This is a genomic window from Streptosporangium minutum, assembly GCF_002149035.1.
Classification (GTDB): Bacteria; Actinomycetota; Actinomycetes; order Streptosporangiales; family Streptosporangiaceae; genus Streptosporangium; species Streptosporangium minutum.
Window position 1 is genome coordinate 20,621 of sequence record NZ_NGFP01000040.1, and the last position, 25,911, is coordinate 46,531.

Sequence of the window (25,911 nt, forward strand, 5' to 3'; positions counted from 1 at the left end):
TCGGCTGTCCCGCACGGCAGCCATGGAACAGCCGACGGCTATCGCGGTTGGTCGTGGTGGCGGTGTTCTGCTGGGCGTCGATGTAGCCGGCCGGCAGTCCGCGAAAGGTTCGGGAACGAGCGAGGGCTGGTCGCCGAGGTTGATGAGGATCTGGTCTCCGTCGCGTGCGACGTCTTCGACGGTCAACCGGACGACCCCCGCCGACGGGCTGGGCATGGAGCAGGATGAGCAGGGCGGTGATCCGGTCGTGGTCGGGAAGGCCGTCGTCGCCGAGCGTCTTGCGCGTCCTCCTGGCCTTCGGCAGCGCCCGGGACGCGGTGTGGGCGTTCCGGGAGGTCCTGCGACTCGACCCCGGTATGGACCCGGCACGCCAGCTGCTTGTGGTGGCGCTCAAGCGGCGCAACCCGCTGTACCGGGCGGTGTCCCGGCTGCCGGCCGGTCTGGGCAGCCGTCGGATACTGGCGCTGCTGCCTCTGATCCCCCCGCTCATCGCCGCCTTCGTCGTCATCGCGGTGGCCCACTGGACGATATAGGTGGCCGTGGCGGTCCAGCGCCTCTTCGGACGGGTGACCCCTGGCCTGTGACGGCGCCGCCGGGGGCGGCGTTCGGTGAGCGATCTCACCCCGCGATCGGCCGGCCGCGATCCGGGATCTCCCCATGGGCCCCGGCCTGCCGTCGCTTGAAGAACGACAGCGCCTTTTCACCGGACGTACACGTATTTGTCACAAAGCGTGTTCATGAGGGGACCGTAGGCTGTCAGTGCGGCCAGGGTGGCCTGATAGGTGGGGAAATCGTGAGCGCGTTACCGGCGGACATCGGCTTACCGGCACGGGCGGTCCTTCCGGGAGGAGTCGCGCCGCGGGTCCGCACGCTGCTGGACATCCTCGACCGGACGACCCTGCTGCACCCGCACGCCGCCGCGCTCGACGACGGACGGACCCGTCTCGACTACGCCGGGCTGCGGGCCGAGGTCGTACGGCTGGCCGCCGAACTGAGGCAGGCCGGGGTCGGGCGCGGCGACCGCGTCGGGGTGCGGGTGCCCTCGGGCACCGTCGGCCTGTATGTCGCGATCCTGGCCGTGCTGACCGCCGGCGCGGCCTACGTCCCCGTGGACGCCGACGACCCCGACGAGCGGGCCGAGCTGGTGTTCACCGAGGCCGGGGTGCGGGCCGTCGTCGGTGAGGGAGAGAAGATCGTCACCTTCGACGGCTGGAGCGGGCCGCCGGAGAGCGACGGCCCGTCCCCGCCGGAAGCGGATGCCTCCGGGCCGGAGAGACCCGGGGATCGGACACCGTCCGCGCGTGCGGGATCGGGGCCGGCGGGACAGGCGCGACCCGGGATCGGGCCTCCAGGGCCCGACGACGACGCGTGGATCATCTTCACCTCCGGTTCCACCGGCAGGCCCAAGGGCGTCGCGGTGACCCACCGCAGTGCGGCGGCGTTCGTGGACGCCGAGGCGGAGCTGTTCCTGGCCCGCGAGCCGATCGGCCCCGGCGACCGGGTGCTGGCCGGCCTCTCGGTGGCCTTCGACGCCTCCTGCGAGGAGATGTGGCTGGCCTGGCGGCACGGCGCCTGCCTGGTCGCGGCGCCCCGGGCGCTGGTGCGCACCGGCATGGACCTCGGGCCGTGGCTGGTCGAGATGGGCATCACGATCGTGTCCACGGTGCCGACCCTGGCGGCGCTCTGGCCGGTGGAGACGCTCGACGACGTGCGTTTGCTGATCTTCGGCGGCGAGGCGTGCCCGCCCGAGCTGGCCGAGCGGCTGGCCGTACCGGGGCGGGAGGTGTGGAACACCTACGGCCCGACCGAGGCGACGGTGGTCGCGTGCGCGGCGCCGCTGACCGGGGACGGGCCGGTGCGGATCGGGCTGCCGCTGGCCGGCTGGGATCTGGCCGTGGTGGACGCGGGCGGCGAGCCTGTCGCGATGGGCGAGATCGGTGAGCTGGTCATCGGCGGGGTCGGTCTCGCCCGGTACCTGGACCCGGTCAAGGACGCCGAGAAATACGCCCCGCTCGGCCCGCTGGGCTGGGAACGCGCCTACCGCAGCGGCGATCTGGTGCGGGCCGAGCCGGAGGGGCTGCTCTTCGTGGGGCGGGCCGACGAGCAGATCAAGCTCGGCGGGCGCCGGATCGAGCTGGGCGAGGTGGACGCGGCCCTGCAGGCCCTGCCCGGGGTCGCCGGGGCCGCGGCCGCGGTGCGCACGACGGGCGGAGGACACCAGCTGCTCGTCGGCTACGTCGTGCCCGGCGAGGGGTTCGACCGGGAGGAGGCCAAGGACCGGCTGCGGGACGCGCTGCCCGCCGCGCTGGTGCCGCGGATCGCCGTGGTGGACGGGCTGCCCACCCGCACGTCCGGGAAGATCGACAGAGACGCCCTGCCGTGGCCGCTGCCCAAGCGCGACAAGGCCGAGCGGCCCGGCGTCGACCCGTGGGTGGCCGGGTGCTGGCAGGACGTCCTCGGCGACACCGAGGGCGACTTCTTCGCCGAGGGCGGCACCAGCCTCGCGGCGGCCCGGCTGGTGTCGGCGCTGCGGGTCCGCTATCCGGCGGTCACCGTCGGTGACGTCTACGACCACCCGACGCTGCGCGGGCTCGCCGGGCACCTGTCCGCGCTGGACACGCCCGAGGTCGTGACCACCGACCGGATCGTCACGCCGATGCCGCGCCGCGCCGCGGTCGCGCAGGCGCTCCTCACGGTGCCGCTGCTCACCGCCGGCGCGCTGCGCTGGGTGGTCGTCCTGGCCGCGCTGAACAACCTGATCGGCATGGCGTGGGCGCCGGCCGTCTCGTGGTGGTGGGTGCTGCTGGGCGCCGTCCTCTTCGTCTCCCCCGCCGGGCGGATCGCGCTGACCGCGGGCGCGGCACGGCTGCTGCTGCGGAGGCTGAAGCCGGGCGCCTATCCCCGGGGCGGGGGCACGCACCTGAGGCTCTGGTTCGCCGAGCGGCTCGCCGAACGGCTCGGCGTGGCCGAGCTGTCCAGCGCCCCGTGGCTCACGCACTACGCCCGGGCGCTCGGCGCCCAGGTCGGCCACGACGCGGACCTGCACTCGGCGCCGCCGATCACCGGGATGCTCAAACTGGGCAGGAACGCGGCGGTCGAGCCCGAGGTCGACCTGAGCGGCTACTGGATCGACGGCGACCAGGTGCACGTCGGCGAGATCAAGATCGGTGCCGCCGCCACGGTCGGGGCTCGCAGTACCCTGTTCCCGGGCGCGCGGATAGGCAAGAACGCCCAGGTGGCACCGGGCTCGGCGGTGGCGGGCGCGGTGCCGTCCGGGGAGCGCTGGGCGGGTGTGCCCGCCGTCAGGACGGGCAAGGCCCGCCCGCCCGCCGCCGACCGGCCACCCCGTTCGCGGCGCTGGGTGGCCGTCTACGGGATGTCCGCGCTGGCGCTCAGCCTCGTCCCGCCGGCCGCCGCCGTCCCCGGCCTCGCCCTGCTCCTGCGCGGGGACACGACCTCCCTGCCCGGCGTCCTGTACGGCGTGCCGCTCGCCACCGTCACCTCGATGGCCGCCCTCGCCCTGGTGATCCTGGCCCTGGTGCGGCTGCTGGCGGTCGGCCTGCACGCCGGCCACCACCCGGTGCACAGCCGCCAGGCCTGGCAGGCGTGGGCCACCGGACGCCTGATGTCGATGGCGCGGGTCTGGCTGTTCCCGCTGTACGCGAGCATGGCCACCCCCGTGTGGCTGCGCGCCCTGGGCATGAGGGTCGGCCGGGACGTGGAGCTGTCCACGGTGCTGGCCCTGCCGTCGATGACCTCCGTCGGGGACGGCGCGTTCCTCGCCGACGACACGATGGTCGCGCCGTACGAGCTGGACGGCGGGCGGTTCCGGGTGGACCACGTGCGGATCGGCAAACGCGCCTTCCTCGGCAACTCCGGGATGACCGCGCCCGGCCGCAAGGTGCCCAAGGACGGCCTGGTCGCGGTGCTGTCGGCCGCGCCGAAGAAGGCCAGGGCGGGGTCGTCGTACCTCGGCATGCCGCCGGTGGAGCTGCGCCGTACGGCCGAGGACGGCGACCGCAGCCGCACCTACGACCCGCCGCGGCGGTTGAAGGCCGCCCGCGCCGCCGTCGAGGTGTGCCGGCTCGTCCCCGCGATGTGCACGGTGACGGTCGCCGTGCTGGTGGCGGCCGCCCTGGAGTGGCTGGCCGGATCGTACGGCTTCGCGGTCGCCGCGCTGCTGGGCGGCGTGGTGCTGCTCGGCGCGGGCGTGCTCGCCGCGGCGGTCACCACCGTGGCCAAGTGGGTCCTGCTGGGCCGGATCGCGGTCGGCGACCGGCCGCTGTGGAGCTCGTTCGTGTGGCGCAACGAGCTGGCGGACAACTTCGTGGAGGTGCTGGCCGCCCCCTGGTTCGCCCAGGCCTGGCTGGGCACGGCGCCGCTGAACCTGTGGCTGCGCTCGCTGGGCGCGCGGATCGGCCGCGGCGTGTGGTGCGAGACCTACTGGCTGCCGGAGGTCGACCTGGTCACCCTCGGCGCGGGGGTGTCGGTGAACCGGGGCTGCGTCCTGCAGACGCACCTGTTCCACGACCGGGTCATGAGCATCGATACTGTCGTCCTGCAGGGCGGATCGACGCTCGGCCCGCACGGGGTCGTCCTGCCCGCGGCGACGATCGGGGAGAACACCACGGTCGGACCGGCGTCCCTGGTCATGCGCGGCGAGTCGGTGCCGCCGGGCACGCGCTGGTTCGGCAATCCGATCGCGGCGTGGACCCGCGGGGCGTAACGGTCGCGGCATGGGCTCGCAGGACGTAGCAGAGGAAACAAGTGTGGTTGTGAGCACGACCCCCAGCAATCTGTACTTCCCCACGCACGGCGACGACGGCTACCGGGTGGAGCACTACGACCTGTCCCTCGACTACCGGGTCGCCTCCAACCGGCTCGGCGGGACCGCCCGCCTGTCGGCGGTGGCGCTCGGGCCGCTCGACCGCCTCGTCCTCGACCTCGGCGCCTTCCGCGTGGGCGGGGTCCTGGTCAACGGCGAGATGACGCGTTTCACCCACCGCGGGGGCAGGCTCCACCTCGCGCCGGGGCGGCTGGGCCCCGGGCCGTTCAGCGTCGAGGTCCGCTACTCGGGCAATCCGCGGCCGGTGTCCAGCCACTGGGGCGGCCTCGGCTGGGAGCAGCTCACCGACGGCGTCATCGTGGCCAGCCAGCCGATCGGGGCCCCGTCGTGGTTCCCGTGCAACGACCGGCCGGACGACAAGGCGGCCTACCGGATCTCGGTGACCACCGCCTCGCCGTACACGGTGATCGCCAACGGGGAGCTGGTCTCCACACGGCGGGCGGCGTCGGCGACCACGTGGGTCTACGAGCAGGCCGAGCCGATGGCCTCCTACCTGGCGAGCGTCCAGATCGGCCGCTACCAGCGGGCCGACCTCGGCGCGGGGACGCGACTGGTCTTCCCCGCCGGGCTCGCCTCCCGGGTCCGGCACGACTTCGGACGCCAGGACCGGATGATGGAGGTCTTCAGCGAGCGCTTCGGTCCCTACCCGTTCGGCTCCTACACCGCGGTGGTGGTGGACGACGAGCTGGAGATCCCGGTCGAGGCGCAGGGCATGTCGATCTTCGGGGCGAACCATGTGGACGGCCGGCGCGGCGAGGAACGGCTGGTCGCCCACGAGCTGGCGCACCAGTGGTTCGGCAACAGCCTGACGATCGCCGGCTGGCACGACATCTGGCTGCACGAGGGGTTCGCCGCCTACGCGGAGTGGATCTGGTCGGAGGCCTCGGGCGGCGTGCCCGCCGACGACCTGGCGGCCCGCTGGCACCGCAGGCTCGCGGCCCTCCCCCAGGACTTCGTCCTCGCCGACCCCGGCGCCCCGCTCCTGTTCGACGACCGCGTCTACAAACGCGGCGCGCTCACCCTGCACGCGCTCCGGCGCACCGTGGGCGACGCGCCGTTCTTCGCGCTGCTGCGCGAGTGGACGGCCGGGCACCGTCACGGGTCGGTCACCACGGAGCAGTTCACCGACCTGGCCTCGCGCCGCACGACCACGCCGCTGGAGGGGCTGTTCGCCGGCTGGCTGTACGGCTCCCGCCTCCCCGCACTGCCCTGACGGGGACACGGAAAGGACCCGCCGTCAGGCATTCCCCTGCCCGAGCCGGTCAGCGAGGTGGTTGGCCGTACGGCGCGGGCCTCGCCGTACGGCTCCTGAACTTCTTCTTTCATCGGATCTCTTCCCCTAAATAGGGACTATTTACTCCCTGTCATCCGGGATTTCCCTAAATAGGTCGGATCGCTGCTATAACAGGCTACGACCTACGGAGGAATCGCATGCGTGTCGCGTTGCACACCCGGATCAGGCCGGGCAGGGAGTCGGAGTACGAACAGGCGCACCGGGAGGTACCCGCCGAGCTGGTGGAGGCGATCAAGAAAGGCGGCGCGCACGAGTGGACGATCTGGCGCAGCGGCCTGGAGCTCTTCCACGTGATCGACTGTGACGACTACGAGGCGCTGCTCGCCTCGCTGGCCGACCTGCCGGTGAACATCGCCTGGCAGGCCCGGATGGACGAGCTGCTGGAGGTCGCCCACGACTACTCCGCCGACGGCGGCGGCAAGGGACTCCCCGCGGTCTGGCAGCTCGCCTGAGCCGTCCCGCCCGGATGGCCATCCCGGCCGCCCTCGTACGGTGCCGCCTCCCGGCCCGGACGGTGTCCACCCTGGCCGGCCGTACGGTGGCACCCCCTTCCTGCCGGGACGGTGTCCACCCGTGCCGGCCGTACGGTGTCACCGTGTCCCCGGCCGCGCGGTGCGCTCGTTATCGTGAGCGGGTGCCCCCCGCCCGCCAGATCCGCCTGTCCCCCGCTCTCCGCAGCCGCCTGCCGGCCGCGCTCGCGGCCGTCGCGACCGTCGCCGCCGGGCTCACCGTCCGCGCGGTCACCGGCGGCTGGTTCGCCAAATACGGCGGAGACGCCCTCTACACCGTGCTCGTCCACGCGCTGATCGTGCTGGCGCTGCCCCGGATCCCACCGGTCCGCGCCGCGATCGGCGCGCTGGCGTTCAGCTGGGCGGTCGAGTTCGCCCAGCTCACTCCCGTCCCGGCCGCCCTCTCGGAGGCCAGCGTGCTGGCCAGGTTGGTCCTCGGCAGCACCTTCGGCGCCGCCGACCTGGCCGCCTACGCCGCCGGAGCCGCTCTCGCCGCGACGGCGCACATTCTCGTCCGCCGCGATCCGTCACGCCGAAGTGGTCGACGGCCGGCCGTATCATTTCGGGACCATGCCTGAAGGACACACCATTCATCGCCTGGCCGCGCAGTACCGTCAGGTGTTCGGTGGCGCGGTGGTGCGCGCCGAGAGCCCGCAGGGGCGGTTCGCCGCCGGGGCCCACCAGATCGACGGACGGGTGCTCCAGGAGACCGACGCGCACGGCAAGCACCTGCTGCTCGGATTCGACGACGACCGCTGGCTCCACATTCACCTGGGCATCTACGGCAGATGCGCCTTCGGCCCGGCTCCGGCGCCCGCGCCGACGGGTGCGGTACGGCTGCGCCTGAGCAACGCGGAGGAATACGCTGACCTGCGCGGGCCCAACACCTGCGAGCTGCTGGATCCGACCGAGAAGAAGGCGCTGCACGCCAGGCTCGGGCCGGATCCGCTGCGCGCCGACGCCGACCCGGAGCTCGCCTGGCGGCGGATCGGCCGCAGCCGTACCTCCATCGGCGTCCTGCTGATGGACCAGACGGTCGTCGCGGGGGTGGGCAACATCTACCGCGCCGAGGCGCTGTTCCGGGAGGGCGTCGACCCGTCCCGCCCCGGCCGCGACCTCACCCGCGGGCAGTGGACGGCCATCTGGGCGGACCTGGTGGCGCTGATGGCCGACGGGGTGCGGGTGGGCCGGATCGACACGGTCAGGCCCGAGCACACCCCGGAGGCGATGGGGCGTCCGCCCCGCGTCGACGACCACGGCGGCGAGGTCTACGTCTACCGGCGCTCGGGCATGCCCTGTTTCCTGTGCGGCGGCGAGGTCCGCACCGGGGTGCTCGCCGGCCGCAACCTCTTCTGGTGTCCGGGCTGCCAGACCGCGTGATCACAGAAGGCGCGCGGCCGCCTCGATCGAGGCCTGGCCGGCGGGGACCAGCGGGAGGCGGACCGAGGCGGTGGGGATCAGTCCCCGGGCGTGCAGCACTCCCTTGAGCACCGTGGGGTTGGGTTCGGCGAACATGCTCGCCGACATGACGGACAGCCGGTGGCCCAGCGCGCGGGCGTGGGCGACGTCGCCGGAGCCCCAGGCCTCCACCAGCTCGACGAAGCGGCCGGTGTGCAGGTGGGCCGAGGCGAGGATGCCGCCGGGGGCGCCCAGCGCGAGCAGGGCGGAGAAGAAGGGGTCGTCCCCGGCGAGCACCGCGAAGTCCTCCGGCAGGTCGGCCAGCAGGGTGACGGTGTCCTGGTCGACGCCGCCGACCGCGTGCTTTACCCCGGTCACCATGGGCAGCTCTCCCAGCCGGCGCAGGGTGGCCGCGCCCACCGACTGCCCCGTCCGGTAGGGGATGTTGTAGACGATGAGCGGCACCGGGCTCTGCTCGGCCAGCACGGTGAAGTGGGCGAGCACCCCTGCCTCGGACGGGCGGACGAAGGACGGCACGGTGACCAGGGCGGCGTCCGCCCGGTCCTTGAGCCCGCGCAGGGCCTCGACGGAGCTCCGGGTGTCACTGCCCCCGGCTCCGACGACCAGCGTCACCCCCCGCTCCTGGCACACCTTGGCGCACACCTCGACGACCGCGCGCCGCTCCTCGTCGGCGAGCATGGCGACCTCGGCGGTGGTGCCGAGCGCGACCAGCCCGGCCGCCCCCTCGTCGAGCACCGCGCGTGCCAGGCCTTCGAGCGCCTCCACGGCGATCTCGCCGTCCTCGGCGAACGGGGTGATCAGGGGAACGTAAACGCCGCGAAGTGTCATGTCCCCAGCCTCGTGGCCACCGACCATGCAGGTCCAGTTCCTGTTTCTTCCGAGACCGTTAAGCTGAGCTGATGCTCGATGTGCGACGCCTCCGGCTGCTCCGCGAACTGTCCTACCGGGGCACGATCGCCGCGGTCGCCGAGGCCATGACGTTCACCCCCTCCGCGGTCTCCCAGCAGCTGGCCGCGCTGGAACGGGAGGCCGGGGTGGCGCTGCTGGAGCGGACCGGCCGCCGGGTGACGCTCACCCCCGCCGGGGTCGCGCTGGTCGGGCACGCGGAGGCCGTGCTCGAACGGCTGGAGCAGGCCTCGGCGGAGCTGGCGGCCGCGCACACGGGTCTGGTCGGCGCCATCAGGGTCGGCGCCTTCCCGACCGCGACCCGCACCATCCTGCCCGCCGCCCTGGCCGCCCTGGGCCGTGACCATCCCGGGCTGGAGCCGATGGTGGACGAGATCGATCCCGCCGAGGTGGCCCCCCGGCTCCGGACCGGCGATCTGGACGTCGCCCTCGTCCACGAGTACGACTTCGTCCCCGCCGTCCCCGACCTCGCCCTGGACACCGAACCCCTGCTGGAGGAGCCCATGTATCTCGCCTCCGGCGACGCCGGCGACTGCCCCGCACGGCGGCGCGACACGCCCGGCGAGGCCCCGGTACGGCATGGCGGCACGTCCGGTGGCGACGTCCCCGCCCGGCACGGCGACGTCCTGGCGCGGTGGCGCGACGCCTCCTGGATCGTTTCCAAGCCCGGTACGCTCTGCCACACGATGACCGTGCGGGCCTGCCAGGCCGCCGGGTTCGCCCCCAGGGTCCGCCACCACATCGACGACTTCGCCACCGTGCTGGCGATGGTCGCGGTCGGTCAGGGCGTGGCGCTGGTGCCGGAGCTGGGCGCGGCCGACCCGCCCGGCGGCGTCCGGCTCACCGAGCTGCCGATGCGCCGCCGCACCCAGATCGCCTTCCGCCGGGGGGCCTCGGCCCATCCGGCCGTCGCCGCCTTCACCGCCGCGCTGCGCTCCTCGCTCCCCGGCGGCCGTCATGCGCGGCACGCCGGGTAGGGGCGGGCGCGATCCCCTGCCTCCCGGCGGCGGTGGACGTCACATCAGCGTGCGTGCGGTCCAGAGCTCGGGGAAGATCTCACGCCGCATGCTCCGCTCCAGCCAGCTCAGACCGCTCGACCCGCCGGATCCCGGCTTGGCCCCCATCGAGCGGCGTACCGCCATCAGATGCCGGTAACGCCAGTCGGAGAACTGCTCGGCCAGGTCGGTCAGCGCCTCGGCCAGCGGCGCGAGCGGCCCGCCGTACACCTCGACCCAGACCGCCTCGACGTCGGGGCGGGGCTCGTATTCGGCGGCGTAGTCGCGTTCCACCGCCGCGCGCGGGATCGCGTGGCCCTGCCGGGCGAGGAAGGCGAGCACCGAGTCGTACAGGCTCGGCTGGGCCAGCGCCTCGGCGAGCTCACGGTAGGCCTCGGGGTTGCGGCGGTGCGGGCGGATGAGCGCCTCGGACTTGTTGCCGAGCAGGAACTCCACGTGCCGGTAGAGAGCCGACTGGAAGCCCGACGCCTCACCGAGCGCGTCGCGGAACTGGTTGAACTGCGCGGGGGTGAGCCAGCTGAGCGACGCCCACGCGGCGTTGAGCGCCTCGAAGTGCCGGACCGACCGCTTGATCGTCGCCGTCGCGGCGGCGGCGTCGTCATCGTCGAGCTGCCGTTGGGCGAGCTGCCATTCCGAGCGGAGCAGGCCGAAGTAGAGCTCCATCACCTGGGTGGTGACCAGGAACGCGAGCTCCTCCGGGGCGTCGGTGACGGTGCGCTGAAGCTGGTGCAGGGTGGCGGTGCCGACGTAGTCGTCGTACGGCGTGGCCGCGTCGAACCCGAGCGTGGGCAGTCCCTCGTTGGCCGCGGCCCGCGTCTCCCGCTCTCGCTCGCTGAGCTGCCTGGTGCTGGTCATCAGTGACTCCTTGAGGTTGTTCACCTCCATGGTGGCCCGTAATGTCAGGTCCGGAAATAATACGAAGAAGGCGATTTCGAGCTTCCGCCTTCCGAACGGAAGGCATTGGAGTCGGCCAGGTTACGAGGTGACGGAGCGTGACGGTGGATGCGATGGACTGGGCACTGCTGGCCGAGCTGCAGGACGACGCTCGGCTGTCCTACAGCGAGCTCGCGCGGCGGGTCCACATGTCGGCGCCGGCGGTCGCCGAGCGGGTGCGGCGGCTGGAGGAGTCAGGAGTGATCACCGGCTATCACGCGCGGGTCGATCCGGCACTGGCCGGGCGCGGGGTGGCCGCGCTGATCAGGATGTCGTGCTACGGGCCGCGCTGCGTGCTCCGCGACGAGCAGGCGCTGGCCTGGCCGGAGATCCTGGAGGTCCACCGGGTGACCGGCGACACCTGCTGCCTGCTCCGGGTGGCCGCCTCCTCGATGACGGCCTTCGAGGAGCTGATCGACCGGCTCGCGCCGTACGGCCACCCGTCGAGCATGATGGTGCTCTCCAGCCCGGTCCCCTGGCGTCCGCTCTCCCCCACCTGAGGCCGCCCCGGACGCCGGTCGGCGTTCCTCAGCCCGGACGCGGGACCGGGCACGGGACGGCGGACGGGCCGGTGAGCCGTCCCCCGCGGCCGAGGAGGTGGACGGCGAGCGCGCACGCCCCGCCCAGGGCCGACAGGACGATCCACGGCAGCACCGTGGACCCGCTGTCGAGCAGCAGGCCGGTCAGCAGGTTGCCCAGGGCGATGCCGACGCCGGCGACGGTGTTATAGAGGCCGTAGTGGGTGGCCACCAGCCGGTCGCCGGACAGTGAGACGACCGTGTCCATCTCGAAGGGGTAGGTCAGCGTCGTCGCGAGCGTCAGCAACACCGCGCAGAGCAGGACCGCGGCCACCCTGGGCACGGTGGAGTACGGCCACGCCACGCCGGCGAGCGCCGGCGGCAGGAAGGCCACCGCCATGAGGAGCAGGCCGCGGGCGATGGCCGCGGGGTGGGACCAGCGCCGGCGGGCCCAGTCGGTGATGCGGATCTGACCGGCGATGGCGACGAGGGCGGAGAGCACGAACAGCGCGCTGACGGTGACGGCACCGTCCAGTTGCAGCGGGAGCGCCAGGTAGAGCTGGAACGACAGCACGTACGACCCGGCCATCGCCAGCGAGAACAGCATGAACGACCGGCCCGACAGCACGAGCCGCCAGTCGCCCAGGATTCCCCGGGTGTCGGCGGTCTCGACGTGGCGCGGGGGCAGCGCGCGGATCTGCAGCACCGTCAGCGCCGCGAAGACGGCCGCCGCGGTCAGGCACACCAGCCGGAAGTCCACCGCGACCAGGGCCAGCCCGATGAGCGGGCCCACCAGGATGCCGGCCTGGTAGAAGACGTTGAACAGCGCGAACGCCTCCACCCGGCGCTCGGCGGCGTCGTGCGCGAGGTAGGCGCGCACGGCCGGGTTGAACAGCGCTCCGGCGAACCCGGTCGCGGCCGAGGCGGCCAGGAGCGCGGGCAGGGAGTCGACCAGGCCGAGCAGGGCGAAGCCCGCGGTGCGCAGCATGCATCCGGCGACGATGACGGGCTTGTAGCCGAGCCGGTCGGCGAGAGTGCCGCCGAGCAGGAACAGTCCCTGCTGGCACAGGTTGCGCACGCCGAGCACCAGCCCGACCGTCCAGGCCGCCATGCCCAGCCCGCCGGACAGGTGACCGGCCAGATAGGGCATCAGCATGTAGAAGCCGGTGTTGATGGTGAGCTGGTTGAGCATGAGCAGCTGGACGCTGCGGTCGAAGGAGCGCAGACGCCGCCACATCAGGAGCTCACCACCGTGGCGCAGCGGGTCCATCGGGACACCTCGGCCGCGCCGGGGTGGGCGATCTCCTCGGGTTCGGCCGCTGGAGGGCGGCCGAGCAGGTCGTGCGCGGCGCAGTAGGCGTCGTCGAAGACCGTGGTGTAGTAGCGGGCGGGCCCGTCGGGGAAGATCGCCACGATGCGGGTGTGCGGCGGCAGCACCCGGGCGCACCAGGAGGCGACCACCGTGACGGCGCCGACGCTCCAGCCGCCGGTGGTGTAGTGGGTGGCGGCCAGCTTCCGGCTGGCCCACACCGCCTCGTGCGGGGCGACCCAGTGCACCTCGTCGAACGCGTCGTAGGCGACGTTGCGCGGGCGGATGCTGCTGCCGAGGCCTCGCATCAGCCGGGGCCGCGCCGGCTGGCCGAAGATCGTCGATCCGGTGGCGTCCACGCCGATCAGGCGCGTGCGCGGGGAGAACCGGCGCAGCACGCCGATGATGCCCGCCGAGTGCCCCCCGGTGCCGACGCTGCACACCAGCACGTCTACGCGGCCCACCTGGACGATCAGTTCGTGGGCCAGCTCCGCGTAGGCGTCGACGTTGTCGGGGTTGTCGTACTGGCGGGCCCAGTAGGCGTCCGGATGGGCTCTGAGCAGCTCGTCCACCCGGTCCAGGCGGGCCTGCTGCCAGCCGCCCGCCGGGTGCGGCTCGGCGACGGTCTCGATACGCGCGCCGTACGCGGCCAGCATGCCGTGCACGATGGCCTCCATGCCGGGATCGGAGACCACCGTGACCGGATGGCCGTGCACGATTCCGGCCAGCGCGAGACCGAGCCCGAAGGTTCCCGAGCTGGAGTCGACGAGCATCGCACCGGGGGCGAGCTCCCCTCGGGCGCGGGCGCGCTGGACGATGTGCAGCGCGGGACGGTCCTTCAGCCCGCCGGGGTTGGCTCCCTCCAGCTTGGCCCAGAACGCCCGGCCTCCGGGGGCGAAGGGTTCACCGATCCGGCAGACGGGGGTCTTGCCGACCAGGTCGGCGAGGTGTGGCGATTGGATGTGGACAGCGGAAATTGACGACATGATGCACCCTTGTGATGGTCGCTGATCTTTGACGGCACGTCGGTGAGCCGCGCGTCCCGGTGGACGGCGGCTTCTCGTGCCTGTCAGCAGCGACAGACCTCCAGGGTGTTGGTCAGCACCGACCGGGCCCGGTAGCCGGCGGGCGGGGCCCGGCCCGGCCTGCCGAGCACCGGCGGGGCCGGGAGCGGGGTGACGGCGCCGGCGAGCTCACCGGCCGCCGGTGCCGGCGGCGGGGTCCAGACGGTGGGGGGCACGCACGCCGCCGTATGGGCCTGCTCGCAGTGGTGGTCCTGCGAGGGCGGGTGCGGATCCGCCGCGACGGCCGCGACGGCCTGGCCCTGCCGGTCCTCGTACGGCGTCGCGGCGTGGCTCCACATGTGGATCACCGTGAGGGTTCCGACCAGCAGGACAAGCCACACGGCTCCGCGTGGCTTGCTCCGGGTCCCCCACTGCATGCTCATATCTAGTGACTTAATGTAGCTGATCCACTACAAAGAGTGAAATTGGGGGGTTGGGTTCATATCGCGACAGTCGCACTATCCGCCGCTAAACGGATGAATACCTCTGACCGGCGGAATCGTCGGACCGGCTGGTCCGCCTGACAGGTGTCCGGCCTCCACGGTCAGGGGCCGCGCCTGAACCGCCGGTCCGCCTGACGGGTGTCCGGCCTCCACGGGCGGTGACCACCGGGTCACGGGCCGGTCAGCGGCGGAAGCGCCGGACGAGGTCCCGCACCGCCGCGGCGAGCAGGTCGACGTCGTCCCGCGAGGTGAACAGCGCCGGAGTCACCCGGACGCAGTCGCCCCTGGCCGGTCCGCCCCGCCGTACTGTGAAGATCCGGTGGTGCTCGAACAGATGGTCGGTGAGCGCGACGTTGTCGGCCTCCGAGGTGCGTCCGGTGATCCGGAACGCGGTCATGGTCCCGTACATGGCGGGGTCCTCAGGGGTGAGGATCTCCAGATCGGGGATGTCACGCACCTGGTGGACCCAGCGGTCGCGCAGGAAACGCAGACGGGACTGCTTGACCGGGCCGCCGAGGACCTCATGGAAGTCCAGGGCGGTGCCCACCGTGAGAATGGGCGCGACGTCCATGGTGCCGGAGTGGACCCGTGAGCGGATGTCGTCGCCGGGGTAGGTCTCGTCGGCGAAGGCCGGGTCGATGTCGGCCAGGCGGCCGGCGCGGATGTAGAGGAACCCCGAGCCCAGCGGCGCCCCCATCCACTTGTGCAGGGAGAAGAACGCGAAGTCCGCCCCGAGGTCACCGATGGTGAAGTCAAGCTGTCCCCATGAGTGGGCGGCGTCGACGATGACGTCGACGCCGCTGTCGCGGGCCATCGCGGTGATCTCCCGGACCGGCAGGACGAGTCCGGTGCGGTTGTTCATGTGGCTGAGCAGGAGCAGCTTGACCTTCGGGTGGTCGCGCAGCGCCGTGGCGTAGGCGTCCAGTACGGCCTGCCGGGTCGCCGGCTCGGGGACGACCATCCGTTCGACGCTCACGCCGCGGCGGTCGCGCAGCCAGTTCATGGCGTAGCGTGCGCTGTGGTAGTCGAGGTCGGCGTACATCACCGCGTCGCCCGGGCGCAGCCGGTTGTAACCACCGATCAGGTTCTGCAGGGCTTCGGTGCCGCCCCGGGTCAGGGCGATCTCCTGCGCCGATGCGCCCAGAACGGTGGCGACGCGCTCCCTGACCCGGTCGGCCTGGGCCTTGTAGGAGGTGCGCAGCAGGCGGGAGCTCTGCTCGTTCAGATGGTCGACGTTGCGATGGTAGGCCAGGCGCACCGGCTCGGGCATGATCCCGTAGTAGCCGTTCTCCAGGTTGACGAAGTCCGGGCTGACCCGGTACTGCCGGGCGACGGCGCGCCAGAAATCCTCGTCCAGGGCCAGCCGGTCGGGCCCGACCCCCTGGGGTACGGCCGGCGGCGGCTCGGCGGCGGCCGGCCTCGGATCGAGGAGCGCCGGCCCCGGGGCGAGGGAGACAGCCAGCCCGCCGAGCCCCGCGACCATCTGACGCCTGGACATGCCCATCGAACCACTCCACGCGAGGCAGCGAGGGTCCGTCACACGGCGGGCCCCGACGATTGCGGCGATCGGGTTCCAGTGTGCGACGGCCCGGCCGCGAAGTCCGGCATCCGCGCCGCACGGGCGTGGCGGGCAGGCGAGCAGGCGGGGCCGTTCTACTTGATCAAGGTATTCGCGACGACGATGCACAGGCCCAGCAGCATGTCGACGCCCCCCACCCGGCACGTGGCCGCCCAGGAGCCGCCGGCGGACCGGGAGGCCCACGCCCCCAGCCGACTCTCCGTTCGGACCCGCCGTTTCACCGCGACAACTCGCCGGCCGGGTCGAGCCGCCCCCGGCCCGATGGCAGGACGCCCGGATCGGCGGGCCCTACGCCCACCGACTGCAGGCCCCGTACGGCGATCTCGATGGCTCTGCGTACCGTCTCCCATATCTGCTCCGGCGGGTCGCCCCGGTTCAGGCAGGCCATCGTGGCGAGTTTGACCGCTCCGGCGAGGGCGCCGACGACGGCGGCGGCCTCGACGAGGTCGATCTCCTCGGAGTAGGCCCGGTGGAGCGCCTCGGCCAGCCGCAGCTGGGTGTCGAACAGCAGCCGCAGCCCGCGGGCCTGAAGCACCGGGACCGACATGATCAGGCGGGTTCGGACGGGGGTCAGCTCCATGAGGTGATCGGTCCCGGCGAAGGTCCGGGCCATGCTCAGCTCGCCCACGCGGAGCAGGAGCTCGACCACAGTCTCCCCTGCCCGCCGATGCGCGATCATGTCGATGATCTCGTCGACGCGCGCCTGCCCGTCGAAGAAGACCACGTCCTCCTTGCTCGCGAAGTAGCTGAAGAACGTCCGCGTCGAGATGTCCGCCGCCGCGGCGATCTCCGCGACGGTGGTCTCCTCGTAGCCTTTCTCCTCGAACAGGTGCAGGGCCGCCTCGATCAGCGCGCGACGGGTGCGCAGCTTCTTGCGTTCGCGCAACCCCGGACCATCGACCATGCATGCATTTTACTGCATTCCGAGCTTTTCTTCACTCATTGCAAATTTACATTGAATGCTGTTTGGTGGAGGTGAGAGGACACGCGTCTACCTACGAGGAGCTGCGTCATGACCGAGGCCCCATCCTGCCCGGTGACCTTTCCCACCGCCCGCCGGCACCTCTTCGACCCGCCGGGGGAGGTTCTCCAGTGGCAGCGGCAGGGCGCGCTCCACCGGATGACCTTCGCGGACGGCCATCTGGGCTGGCTGCTGACCGGCCACTCCGCCGCCCGGGCCGTGCTCGCCGACAACCGTTTCAGCAACCGCACCGAGCTGACCCACCCGCCGGTCCCCCATCCGCTGGCCCGGCAGGAGAACCGGCAGCTCCCTCCGGGGTTCTTCCTGAGGATGGACCAGCCCGAGCACACCCGCTTCCGGCGGCTCCTGACCGGGCAGTTCACGGTGCGCAGGATGCGGCAGCTCGAACCGAGGATCGAGGAGATCACCTCCGACCGCCTGGACGCCATGGAGCGGGGCGACCGCCCGGCGGACCTGGTGCAGTCCTTCGCCCTGCCGATCCCGTCGCTGGTCATCTGCGAGCTGCTCGGCGTGCCGTACGGGGACCGCGCGCAGTTCCAGCGGGATTCGGCCGCGCTGCTCAACCTGGACTCCTCGGCCGAGCAGATGAGCGCGGCACTGGTCGACCTCATGGCCTACATGCGCGACCTGGTGCTCCGCAAGCGGGCCGAACCGGCCGACGACCTGCTCGGCGGCCTGGTGGCGGGCGGGGAGCTGGACGACGAGGAGCTCGCCGGGGTCGCACTGCTCCTGCTCATCGCCGGCCACGAGACGACCGCGAACATGCTCGCGCTCGGCACCTTCGCGCTGCTGCGCGACCCGGCCCAGCTGGCGCTGCTCCGCGACGACCCGGAGGTGGCCGACAACGCCGTCGAGGAGCTCCTGCGCTACCTCACGATCATCCACATGGGCCCGGTCCGGACCGCGCTGGAGGACGTCGAGCTCGACGGCCGCCTGATCAGGGCCGGCGAGTCGGTGGCCTTCTCGCTGCCCGCGGCCAACCGTGACCCCGAGCGGTTCGACGACCCCGACACCCTCGACGTCACCCGGCCGGCGACGGGTCATCTCTCCTTCGGTCACGGCATCCACCAGTGCCTCGGCCAGCAGCTCGCCCGCGCCGAGATGCGCATCGCCTACCCGGCGCTGCTGCGCCGCTTCCCCGGACTGCGCCTGGCGGTGCCCGCCGAGGAGGTCCCCATGCGCTCCCACATGACCATCTACGGCGTGCACCGGCTGCCGGTCACATGGTAGGAGGTTCCAATGGATATCAAGGCTGACACCGATCGCTGCATCGGAGCGGGCATGTGCGCGCTCACCGTGCCGGAGGTCTTCGACCAGAGCGAGGAGGAGGGGACGGTGGTGCTGCTGGACGCCGACCCGCCCGCCTCGCGGGAGACGGCGGTCCGCAGGGCCGTGCAGCTGTGTCCGTCGGGAGCCCTGTCCGTCTCCTGACGGGCGGCGAGATCTCCTGACGGGCGGCGAGATCGGCGGCCCGCGTGGCGCGGGTCGCCGTTCCGCCTGGCGGCACCACCCGTCTCTCGATCGGCGGCAAAGCTATGTTTGCCGCCTTTGTGATAGTTGCCGGACGGAACGATCTCTAGCCGTGGGACTCCTGAGGCGTTAGCGTCTGCGCATGCGTCACGTTGAGATCTCCGGTAAGAGGCTCCGGCTGAGGGAAGTCACGACCACTGACGTGGACGCGCTGCACGCCGTCTACGGCGACCCCACCGCCACCGAGCATCTGCCGTTCGACCCGCGCACCCGCGAGGAGGTCGAGGAGATAATCGCCCAGGCGCTTGAGGCCGCACGGGCCGAGCCCCGGCGGCTCTACGTGCTCGCGGTGATCGACCTGGACGACGACGAGGCCGTCGGCGTCGCCCGGCTGCACATCGAGGCCGACCACCCGCACAGCGCGGAGATCGGTCTCGGGCTCCGCCCCGACCACTGGGGCCGGGGCATGGGCACCGACCTGATCCGGCTGATGCTGACGTTCGGCTTCCGGGATCTGCGCCTGCACCGCATCTGGGGCGCCCGCTCCCCCGCCAACACCGCCGCCCAGCTCGCGATGCTGGTCGCCGGGATGGTCGAGGAGGGCAGGATCAGGCACCACGTGCGGGCCCGGGGCGCCTGGCGCGACTCCGTCGTCCACTCGGCCCTGGAGGACGAGTGGGAGGGACACAGGGACATCTGAGCGGAAGGTCGTCCCCGGGTGCACCGCGTCCCACCCTGCGGGGCGCGTCCGTCCGCGCGCGGAGGTCGTACCGGGGTCCGCGCGACGGGAATTCCGCCCTGGGACGATGTCGTGACGGAATTGCCGCCATTTCTCACTACAAAGAGAGTGAAATGGGCCTAGAGTCCGCGCATGTGAGTGAGAGTTCCATCCTCCCAGTGCGCGGACGCGCCGTCCGGCCCTCCGGCCGGCATCGCAGGCCCGTGCCCTCCCAGCTCCCGCCCGAGGCACCCGCGCTGGTGCTGGCCACCCTCGGCGACGCGACAGGCGCCGTCGCCGAGCTGGCCGCCCTCGTCCAGGGGGACAATCCGCAGATCGAGGTCCGGCTGGCCGGTCTCGGCGAGGACGGCAAGGCGCTGACCGCCGAGCTTGAGGCGGCCGCCCGGGAACGTCCCGAGGACGGCGTCGCCGCCATCGTGGTGCCGGTCCTGACCGGCCCGCACCCGGTCGCGGACCGGCTGATCGCCATGGCCGTCGCCGCGAGCGGGGCGTCGGTGACGATCACCGACTCCCTCGGGCCGCACCCGCTGCTCGCCGAGGCCCTGCACATCCGCCTGGCGGAGAAGGATCTGGCCAGGGCCGATCGGATGCGGCTGCTCAACGTCTCCAGCCCGGTCGACGCGGTCATCCTCGCCACGGTCGGCGGCGAGAAAGCGGCGGCCGAGGCGCAGCCGACGGCGGTGCTGCTGGCCTCCCGCCTGACGCTCCCCGTCGTGGTGGCCTCCCTGGACAGCGCGCCCGCCGTGGCCGACGCGGCCGAGCGGCTGCGCGGCATCGGCGCCCAGCGCATCGCCCTGTCCCCGTGCGCCGTCGGCCCGGAGATCGACCCCGGCCTCGCGAGCGCCGCGGCGGCGGAGATCGGGGCCGAGTGCGCCGACCTCCTCGGCGCGCACGGTCTCATCGCGGACCTCACCGCCCGCGCCTACGGGAGCGTGCTGGCCGAGGACTGACGTGAGAGGTCCCCTCTGACGGGGCAATAGGAGCCCGTACGTCATCAGAGGGGACCGACCATGTCGTTCGGAGAAGAACACGTCGAACGTTACTGGCCACCGACGGCGCCGAGGGGCACGAATGGCAGGGTAGGACGGCCGCCTGGCCGTCCTGCGGCGAGTATCTGACGGAGACCGAGCGCGAGATCCCGGTGGTCGTGCCGGAGCGCGTCTTCTCCTGATCCGGGCACGACCGGCGCGGTCACCGCCGGAGGTCAGGCCTCCAGCCAGACGTAACCCGCGAAACGGCCGGTCGTCCGGTCCCTGCGGTGGGAGAACAGGTCGGGGGTCTCGATGGTGCAGCGGGTGTCGTGGGTGACCTCGCCGACGCCCGCCTTGGCGAGCTGCGAGGTGATCGCGGCGCGCAGGTCGAGGGCGGGGGTGTCCTGGCGGGTGATCGACCACGCCTCGGGGAGGGCGTCCGCCACCTGCCCGCGCAGCTCGGCGGGGACCTCGTAGCAGCTACCGCAGGCCATCGGGCCGATCAGGGCGGTCATCCTCGCCGGGTCGGCGCCGCGCGCGGCCATCTCCGCGACCAGGGCCGGGACCACGCCCAGGACGGTGCCGACCCGTCCTGAGTGCGCGGCTCCGACCAGGCCGGCCTCCGGGTCGGCCAGCAGGACGGGCGCGCAGTCGGCGCAGAGCGCGGCCAGGCCGAGGCCGGGCACGTCGGTGCAGACCCCGTCCAGCGGCGGCGGGTCGTCACCGAACGGCTCACTCACATACCGGACGTCGGCGCTGTGAACCTGCCGCATGAACACGACCCTGTCCAGACCGAACTCGGCCGCGGTGCGGGCCCTGTTGGCGGCGACCGCCTCCGGGTCGTCCCCGCACAGGCCCCCGAGATTGCGGCTGCCGTACGGCTCGGCGCTGACGCCGCCGTGGCGGTCGGTGATCCTCATCTGAAAGCTCACGGCCCCGACCTTACCCGCCTCAGGAACCACCTCCCCGGGGCGTTCGTTACACCGATACGCGGATCCCCCGAGAGATTGCGAGCGTCATGGCACAGGTCGCGTACGACCGGAAGGAACAGCTCCAGCAGATCGAGAGCGGTCTGATGCCCGGCGAGCAGATCATCGCCGTCTACGACGCCATCGGCGCCGGGACCGGCTTCCTGGGACTCACCGACAAGCGTGTGATCGTGCAGGACAAGTCCTTCGTGGGCAAGAAGGTCGCCATCACGAGCATCCCCTACGCCAAGGTCTCGGCGGTCAGCGTGGTGAGCAACAAGTCCCTGGCGGGCTCGTTCTTCTCCTCCGGGGCCATCGCCATCCACGTGGGCACCCACACCTACGAGGTGGAGTTCCGGGGCGACAGCAAGGCCCACCACGTGCACAACGTGATCCTGCACTTCATCAGCTCGTAGCCGGCCCCGGAACCCTCCCGATCACCAACGGGTGGACGGTCAGGAGCGGGCGACCGACCGGTAGAGGTCCATCGTCCGCTCGGCGATCCGCGCCCAGGAGAAGTGGTCCACCGCGCGGACCCGTCCCGCCCTGCCCATCTCGGCGGCGAGCGCCGGGTCGGCCAGCAGCCGGTTGACCCGCTCGGCGAGGTCGGCGGCGAACCGCTCGGGGTCGTCGGGGGTGCCGTCGGCCGCGGACTGGTCGATCGGGACCAGCAGGCCGGTCGAGCCGTCGGCGACGACCTCGGGGATGCCTCCGGTGGCGGTGGCCACGACGGCGGTCTCGCAGGCCATGGCCTCCAGGTTCACGATCCCCATCGGCTCGTAGATCGACGGGCAGACGAAGACCGTGGCGTGGGTGAGGATCTGGATCACCTCGGGACGCGGGAGCATCTCCGAGATCCAGACGACGCCGTCCCGTTCCAGCCCCCGGACGAGCCCGGCGACCTCGGCGGCGATCTCGGGGGTGTCGGGCGCGCCGGCGCAGAGCACCAGCTGGGCGTCGGGGTGGAAGTCCCTGGCCGCGTGGAGCAGGTGGACGAGGCCCTTCTGCCGGGTGATGCGGCCCACGAACACGACGTACGGCCTGGCGGCGTCGATGCCGTGCCGGGCCAGGACGTCGGTGTCGCGGTCGGGGGCGTACTCGCCGGTGTCGATCCCGTTGTGAATCACCGTTACTTTTTCCGGCAATATTTCGGGATAGCTGGTCAGCACGTCACGCCGCATCCCCTCCGACACGGCGATGATCGCGTCCGCGCTCGCCAGCGCGCTCCGCTCGGCCCAGGATGACAGCGTGTAACCGCCGCCGAGCTGCTCGGCCTTCCACGGCCGCAGCGGCTCCAGGCTGTGGGTGGTCACCACGTGCGGCGTGCCGTACAGCATCTTGGCCACGTGACCCGCGAAATTGGCGTACCAGGTGTGGCTGTGCACCAGATCCGCGCCCTCGCACCCGGCCGCCATCTCCAGGTCCACGCCCAGGACCTGGAGTGCGGCGTTGGCCGTCTCCAGCCCGCCGGGCACCCGGTAGGCCTCGACGCCGCGCTCGGGCCGTGACGCTCCGAAGCAGCGGACCCGGGTGTCCGCCAGCCGGCGCAGCTCCCGGGCGAGGTATTCGACATGGACCCCGGCACCGCCGTACACCTCGGGCGGGTACTCACGACTCAGCAGATCAACGCGCATATGATCAGCGTAGTGTTTCAGTCTTGTTCGTCAGGTTAAGGTCCAGATATGAGAGTCCTCGCGATTGTGCTGGCCGGCGGCGAAGGCAAGCGTCTGATGCCGCTGACAGCTGACCGGGCCAAGCCCGCAGTGCCATTCGGGGGGATATACCGGCTCGTCGACTTCGTGCTGTCGAACCTGGCCAACGGTCACTACCTGCAGATCGTCGTGCTGACGCAGTACAAGAACCACAGCCTCGACCGGCACATCTCCCGAACCTGGCGGCTTTCGTCGATGCTGGGCAACTACGTCACGCCCGTGCCCGCGCAGCAGCGGCTCGGGCCGCACTGGTTCTCCGGGTCGGCCGACGCCCTGTTCCAGAACCTGAACCTGATCTACGACGAGATGCCCGACCACGTCATCGTGTTCGGAGCCGACCACATCTACCGGATGGACCCCCGGCAGATGGTGGAGCAGCACATCGAGTCCGGCGCCGAGGTGACCGTGGCGGCGATCCGGCAGCCGCTGTCGCTGGCCGACCAGTTCGGGGTGATCGAGACCGACCCCGCGGGGCGGCGGGTCGTGGCCTTCCGGGAGAAGCCCAAGGACGCGGTCGGCCTGCCGGACGCGCCCAACCAGGTGTACGCGTCGATGGGCAACTACGTCTTCAGGACCCAGGCGATGCTCGACGCGCTCCGGGAGGACGCGCTCGACCCCACCAGCAAGCACGACCTCGGCGGGAACATCATCCCGATGATGGTCAAGGCGGGCAGCGCCGAGGTCTACGACTTCGCCGACAACGTCGTGCCGGGCTCCACCGATCGGGACCGGGGCTACTGGCGGGACGTCGGGACGCTGGACGCCTACTACGAGGCCCACATGGACCTCATCTCGGCGCACCCGATCTTCAACCTCTACAACAACCAGTGGCCCATCTACACCGGCCACGACCCGCTCCCGCCGGCCAAGTTCGTGCACAACGACGGCGACCGGGTCGGCCGGGCGATCGACTCGCTGGTCTCCGCGGGCGTGATCGTCTCCGGCGGGCTCGCGGAGCGCTCCATCCTCTCCCCGGGCGTGGTGCTGCACTCCCACTCCCACGTCGAGGACTCGGTCCTGATGGGCAACGTGAAGGTGGGCCGTGGCGCCATCGTCCGCAAGGCCATCATCGACAAGAACGTGATCATCCCGGACGGCGCCCGCATCGGCTTCGACCTGGAGTACGACCGCAGCCGCTTCGCGGTGACCCGTAACGGCATCGTGGTCATCGGCAAGAACGAGATCGTCGAACGGTAGCCCCGGCGGCGGCCGTCGGCGGGGCCGCCGGCCGCTGCCCCGCCACCGCTCCGTGACGGGATCCGTCGCTTCCATCGGCGACCGCGGCCCGGCGACCGTCGGCATTCGATTAACCCATTGACGGAGTGAGTACTCACTCCGCATGATGAGCGCATGGAGAACCCACCTGCCCGGCGGCGAGCGCCGGGAATGAGCCTTGAGCGACGACGCCACATGATCGTGCTGGCCGCGCTCCCCCTGGTCGCCGAGTACGGCGCAGCCGTCACCACCAGCCAGATCGCCAGGGCCGCCGGGATCGGCGAGGCCACGATCTTCCGGGCTTTCGCCGACAAGGACGAGCTGCTGGACGCCTGCGTGGTCGAGGCGCTCCGTCCCGACCACGCGCTGGAACAGCTCGCCGCGATCCCGCTCGACCAGCCGCTGGCCGCCCGCCTGACCGAGGCCGCCGACATCCTGCAGGCGCACACGGCGCGGATCGGCACCGTCCTCGGCGCCCTGCACGCCTCGGGCCGCCGCCGTTCCCGCGACCGCCACGCCGTCCCTCCCTCCGCCGGCGGTACGGCCGAGGCCCCCGCGGCCGACCGGGGGGAGGCGTCCGCCGGCCGGGTGGACGAGGCCTCTCCCCCGGACCAGGCAGACGGGACACGGCTCCCGGACCGTGAGGCCTCGTCCAGGCAGACCCTTGAGGCGGTGGCCGAGCTGTTCGAGCCCGAACGCGACTCGCTCCGACTCCCCCCGGAGCGCCTGGCGACGATCTTCCTCCACCTGATGCTGTCCAGCGCCCGCCGCCCGCTGGGCGGCCCGCAGATAAGCACCGACGACCTCGTGGACGTCTTCGTGCACGGCGCCCTGACCTGAGAGGCCGACCATGCCCATCACGCTGAACCACACCATCGTCCCCGCCGTCGACAACGAGCGGGACGCCCGGTTCTTCGCCGACGTCATGGGGCTGGAATGCCTGCCGCCCGCCGGGGCGCGCGGCCACTTCGTCCCCGTGCGGGTCAACGCCACCCTCACCCTCGACTACATGACCGTCGACGACCCCGAGGGGCACCACCTGGCCTTCGACGTGGACCCCGCCACCTTCGACCGGATCCTCGCCCGTCTCCAGGAGCGCGGCGTGCCGTACGGCGACCACCCGGCCGATCCCGGCAACGGCCGCGTCGACCACCCGCCCTGCGCCCGCGGCCTGTTCTTCGTCGACGGGGCCCGCAACCTCTACGAGGTCATGTCCCCCGAGTGAGGCGGCGGCCGGTCAAGGGGCCCCGGGCACCCGACGCTCCGTGAGATCGACGCCCTCGCGCCGCGCTTGGCGCGGCGGCCGGTCCGCGACGCGGCGGACGGCCCGGAACCGTCAAAGATCTCCACGGGATAGATTCTCCCGGGACGTTCCCTTGACCATGCGGGCGGATCACGAGAGGCCTCGAATGCGACTGACGCGACCGTTCCGGCGGCTGAGCCCGGCCGAACGGCAGGTATGGGACGCCTATCCTGCGGGCACCTGGGTGGACCTGCGGACCGGGGACAGGGACGCCGACGACCCGGCGGAGGGAGCCGGGTGGGGGCCGGAGCGGACGGTCCGGGCGGAGGTCATCGCGGCGCTGCTGCTCGGCGCGCGGGAGCCCGAGCCGGGCCGGACCGCCGGCCTGCGGCTGGCGGGGGCCCGCGTGACGGGGGAGCTGAACCTGTCCGACGCCACCCTCACCGGCAAGCTCCACCTGCTCAACTGCCACCTCCCCGAGGTCGTCTCCCTCACCGACGCCACCACGTCGGGCGTGCGGTTCCGGGGGTGCGAGATGGAGCGGGTCCGGGCGGCCCGGTGCACGGTCAACGGCCTGCTGGAATTGGAGGGCTCCACGGTTCACAGCGGGGTCCGGCTGGACAACGCGCACGTGACCGGTCAGTTCCGGCTCTCCAGGTCGCGCCTGCACGCCCCCGGTGAGCGGTCCCGGGCGAGCGAGAGCCGGCTGGAGGACATCCGGCGGCCGTTCACCGAGACGGAGATGCGGGAGCGGGGCCTCGACCAGAGCCAGTGG

At 72.2% G+C, this 25,911-nt stretch carries 26 protein-coding genes; 17 read left to right on the forward strand and 9 right to left on the reverse strand.

The genetic code is table 11. The features are described 5' to 3' along the window. Positions 1 to 224: 224 nt before the first annotated feature. From CA984_RS11585 to CA984_RS11610, 6 genes are all read left to right on the forward strand, one after another. Entirely contained in the window at positions 225 to 533 is a 309-nt protein-coding gene (locus CA984_RS11585) for a hypothetical protein (RefSeq protein ID WP_133061634.1), read from the forward strand. Positions 534 to 793: 260 nt separating this feature from the next. Beyond that, positions 794 to 4,726, forward strand: a complete 3,933-nt coding sequence (locus CA984_RS11590; RefSeq protein WP_086571145.1) for a Pls/PosA family non-ribosomal peptide synthetase — start codon at positions 794 to 796, stop codon at positions 4,724 to 4,726. Positions 4,727 to 4,769: 43 nt separating this feature from the next. After that, entirely contained in the window at positions 4,770 to 6,059 is a 1,290-nt protein-coding gene (locus tag CA984_RS11595; RefSeq protein WP_086571147.1) for a M1 family metallopeptidase, read from the forward strand. Positions 6,060 to 6,277: 218 nt separating this feature from the next. Continuing rightward, entirely contained in the window at positions 6,278 to 6,592 is a 315-nt protein-coding gene (locus tag CA984_RS11600) for an L-rhamnose mutarotase (protein ID WP_086571148.1), read from the forward strand. 182 nt (positions 6,593 to 6,774) lie between these two features. Further along, positions 6,775 to 7,227, forward strand: a complete 453-nt coding sequence (locus CA984_RS11605) for a ribosomal maturation YjgA family protein (RefSeq protein ID WP_207620823.1) — start codon at positions 6,775 to 6,777, stop codon at positions 7,225 to 7,227. Then, positions 7,220 to 8,029 (forward strand): Fpg/Nei family DNA glycosylase, encoded by an 810-nt coding sequence (locus CA984_RS11610; RefSeq protein ID WP_086571152.1) that lies wholly within the window; start codon positions 7,220 to 7,222, stop codon positions 8,027 to 8,029. The genes CA984_RS11605 and CA984_RS11610 overlap by 8 nt, the downstream gene beginning before the upstream one ends. Here CA984_RS11610 and CA984_RS11615 read toward each other — a convergent pair whose 3' ends face one another. Further along, a complete protein-coding gene (locus CA984_RS11615) occupies positions 8,030 to 8,896 on the reverse strand; it encodes a 4-hydroxy-tetrahydrodipicolinate synthase family protein (RefSeq protein ID WP_086571188.1) in 867 nt (288 codons plus the stop codon). Positions 8,897 to 8,967: 71 nt separating this feature from the next. On the opposite strand from CA984_RS11615, the gene CA984_RS11620 reads away from it, so the two are divergent. Next, positions 8,968 to 9,951, forward strand: coding sequence for a LysR family transcriptional regulator (locus tag CA984_RS11620; RefSeq protein ID WP_086571154.1), 984 nt, complete (start codon positions 8,968 to 8,970; stop codon positions 9,949 to 9,951). 39 nt (positions 9,952 to 9,990) lie between these two features. On the opposite strand, the gene CA984_RS11625 is transcribed toward CA984_RS11620, so the two are convergent. Beyond that, entirely contained in the window at positions 9,991 to 10,845 is an 855-nt protein-coding gene (locus tag CA984_RS11625) for a tryptophan 2,3-dioxygenase (protein WP_242675886.1), read from the reverse strand. 152 nt (positions 10,846 to 10,997) lie between these two features. Between CA984_RS11625 and CA984_RS11630 the strand changes: the two genes are divergently transcribed. Then, positions 10,998 to 11,423, forward strand: coding sequence for an Lrp/AsnC family transcriptional regulator (locus CA984_RS11630; RefSeq protein ID WP_207620825.1), 426 nt, complete (start codon positions 10,998 to 11,000; stop codon positions 11,421 to 11,423). A 28-nt stretch (positions 11,424 to 11,451) separates the two neighbouring features. Here CA984_RS11630 and CA984_RS11635 read toward each other — a convergent pair whose 3' ends face one another. The 5 genes from CA984_RS11635 to CA984_RS11660 all read right to left on the reverse strand — a co-directional run bounded on the left by CA984_RS11635 (position 11,452) and on the right by CA984_RS11660 (position 16,740). Next, positions 11,452 to 12,711, reverse strand: a complete 1,260-nt coding sequence (locus tag CA984_RS11635) for an MFS transporter (RefSeq protein ID WP_086571159.1) — start codon at positions 12,709 to 12,711, stop codon at positions 11,452 to 11,454. Then, positions 12,678 to 13,736 (reverse strand): PLP-dependent cysteine synthase family protein, encoded by a 1,059-nt coding sequence (locus CA984_RS11640; RefSeq protein ID WP_086571161.1) that lies wholly within the window; start codon positions 13,734 to 13,736, stop codon positions 12,678 to 12,680. The genes CA984_RS11635 and CA984_RS11640 overlap by 34 nt, the downstream gene beginning before the upstream one ends. Positions 13,737 to 13,819: 83 nt before the next feature. Further along, positions 13,820 to 14,197: a hypothetical protein gene (locus CA984_RS46030; RefSeq protein WP_165781210.1), complete on the reverse strand. Its 378-nt coding sequence runs from the start codon at positions 14,195 to 14,197 to the stop codon at positions 13,820 to 13,822. A gap of 241 nt (positions 14,198 to 14,438) precedes the next feature. Then, complete coding sequence (locus tag CA984_RS11650) at positions 14,439 to 15,755, reverse strand: aminotransferase class V-fold PLP-dependent enzyme (protein ID WP_242675887.1); 1,317 nt, start codon at positions 15,753 to 15,755, stop codon at positions 14,439 to 14,441. Positions 15,756 to 16,053: 298 nt separating this feature from the next. After that, the gene (locus tag CA984_RS11660) at positions 16,054 to 16,740 is read right to left on the reverse strand and encodes a TetR/AcrR family transcriptional regulator (RefSeq protein WP_242675888.1); all 687 of its coding nucleotides are present in this window, start codon (positions 16,738 to 16,740) and stop codon (positions 16,054 to 16,056) included. Between the two features lie 108 nt (positions 16,741 to 16,848). Here CA984_RS11660 and CA984_RS11665 point away from each other — a divergent pair, with 108 nt between their 5' ends. The 4 genes from CA984_RS11665 to CA984_RS11680 all read left to right on the forward strand — a co-directional run bounded on the left by CA984_RS11665 (position 16,849) and on the right by CA984_RS11680 (position 19,977). Next, a complete protein-coding gene (locus CA984_RS11665; protein WP_086571167.1) occupies positions 16,849 to 18,048 on the forward strand; it encodes a cytochrome P450 in 1,200 nt (399 codons plus the stop codon). A 9-nt stretch (positions 18,049 to 18,057) separates the two neighbouring features. Next, a complete protein-coding gene (locus CA984_RS11670; RefSeq protein ID WP_086571168.1) occupies positions 18,058 to 18,249 on the forward strand; it encodes a ferredoxin in 192 nt (63 codons plus the stop codon). Positions 18,250 to 18,430: 181 nt separating this feature from the next. Further along, positions 18,431 to 18,988, forward strand: coding sequence for a GNAT family N-acetyltransferase (locus CA984_RS11675; protein WP_086571170.1), 558 nt, complete (start codon positions 18,431 to 18,433; stop codon positions 18,986 to 18,988). Between the two features lie 242 nt (positions 18,989 to 19,230). Next, the gene (locus CA984_RS11680; RefSeq protein ID WP_242675889.1) at positions 19,231 to 19,977 is read left to right on the forward strand and encodes a sirohydrochlorin chelatase; all 747 of its coding nucleotides are present in this window, start codon (positions 19,231 to 19,233) and stop codon (positions 19,975 to 19,977) included. A gap of 254 nt (positions 19,978 to 20,231) precedes the next feature. Here the strand turns inward: CA984_RS11680 and pgeF are convergent, their stop codons facing one another. Next, positions 20,232 to 20,918: a peptidoglycan editing factor PgeF gene (pgeF, locus tag CA984_RS11685; protein ID WP_086571175.1), complete on the reverse strand. Its 687-nt coding sequence runs from the start codon at positions 20,916 to 20,918 to the stop codon at positions 20,232 to 20,234. Positions 20,919 to 21,016: 98 nt separating this feature from the next. Here pgeF and CA984_RS11690 point away from each other — a divergent pair, with 98 nt between their 5' ends. Beyond that, the gene (locus tag CA984_RS11690; protein WP_086571178.1) at positions 21,017 to 21,382 is read left to right on the forward strand and encodes a PH domain-containing protein; all 366 of its coding nucleotides are present in this window, start codon (positions 21,017 to 21,019) and stop codon (positions 21,380 to 21,382) included. A 39-nt stretch (positions 21,383 to 21,421) separates the two neighbouring features. Here CA984_RS11690 and glgA read toward each other — a convergent pair whose 3' ends face one another. Beyond that, entirely contained in the window at positions 21,422 to 22,600 is a 1,179-nt protein-coding gene (glgA, locus tag CA984_RS11695) for a glycogen synthase (RefSeq protein ID WP_086571180.1), read from the reverse strand. A 48-nt stretch (positions 22,601 to 22,648) separates the two neighbouring features. On the opposite strand from glgA, the gene glgC reads away from it, so the two are divergent. The 4 genes from glgC to CA984_RS11715 form a co-directional block, all read left to right on the forward strand. Next, on the forward strand, positions 22,649 to 23,875 hold the full coding sequence (gene glgC, locus CA984_RS11700) for a glucose-1-phosphate adenylyltransferase (protein ID WP_086571182.1): 1,227 nt from the start codon (positions 22,649 to 22,651) through the stop codon (positions 23,873 to 23,875). 153 nt (positions 23,876 to 24,028) lie between these two features. Beyond that, the gene (locus CA984_RS11705; RefSeq protein WP_242675890.1) at positions 24,029 to 24,733 is read left to right on the forward strand and encodes a TetR/AcrR family transcriptional regulator; all 705 of its coding nucleotides are present in this window, start codon (positions 24,029 to 24,031) and stop codon (positions 24,731 to 24,733) included. Positions 24,734 to 24,743: 10 nt separating this feature from the next. Further along, positions 24,744 to 25,118: a VOC family protein gene (locus CA984_RS11710; RefSeq protein WP_086571186.1), complete on the forward strand. Its 375-nt coding sequence runs from the start codon at positions 24,744 to 24,746 to the stop codon at positions 25,116 to 25,118. 184 nt (positions 25,119 to 25,302) lie between these two features. Continuing rightward, positions 25,303 to 25,911: pentapeptide repeat-containing protein (locus CA984_RS11715; protein WP_207620824.1), on the forward strand; the 609-nt coding region annotated here is incomplete at its 3' end.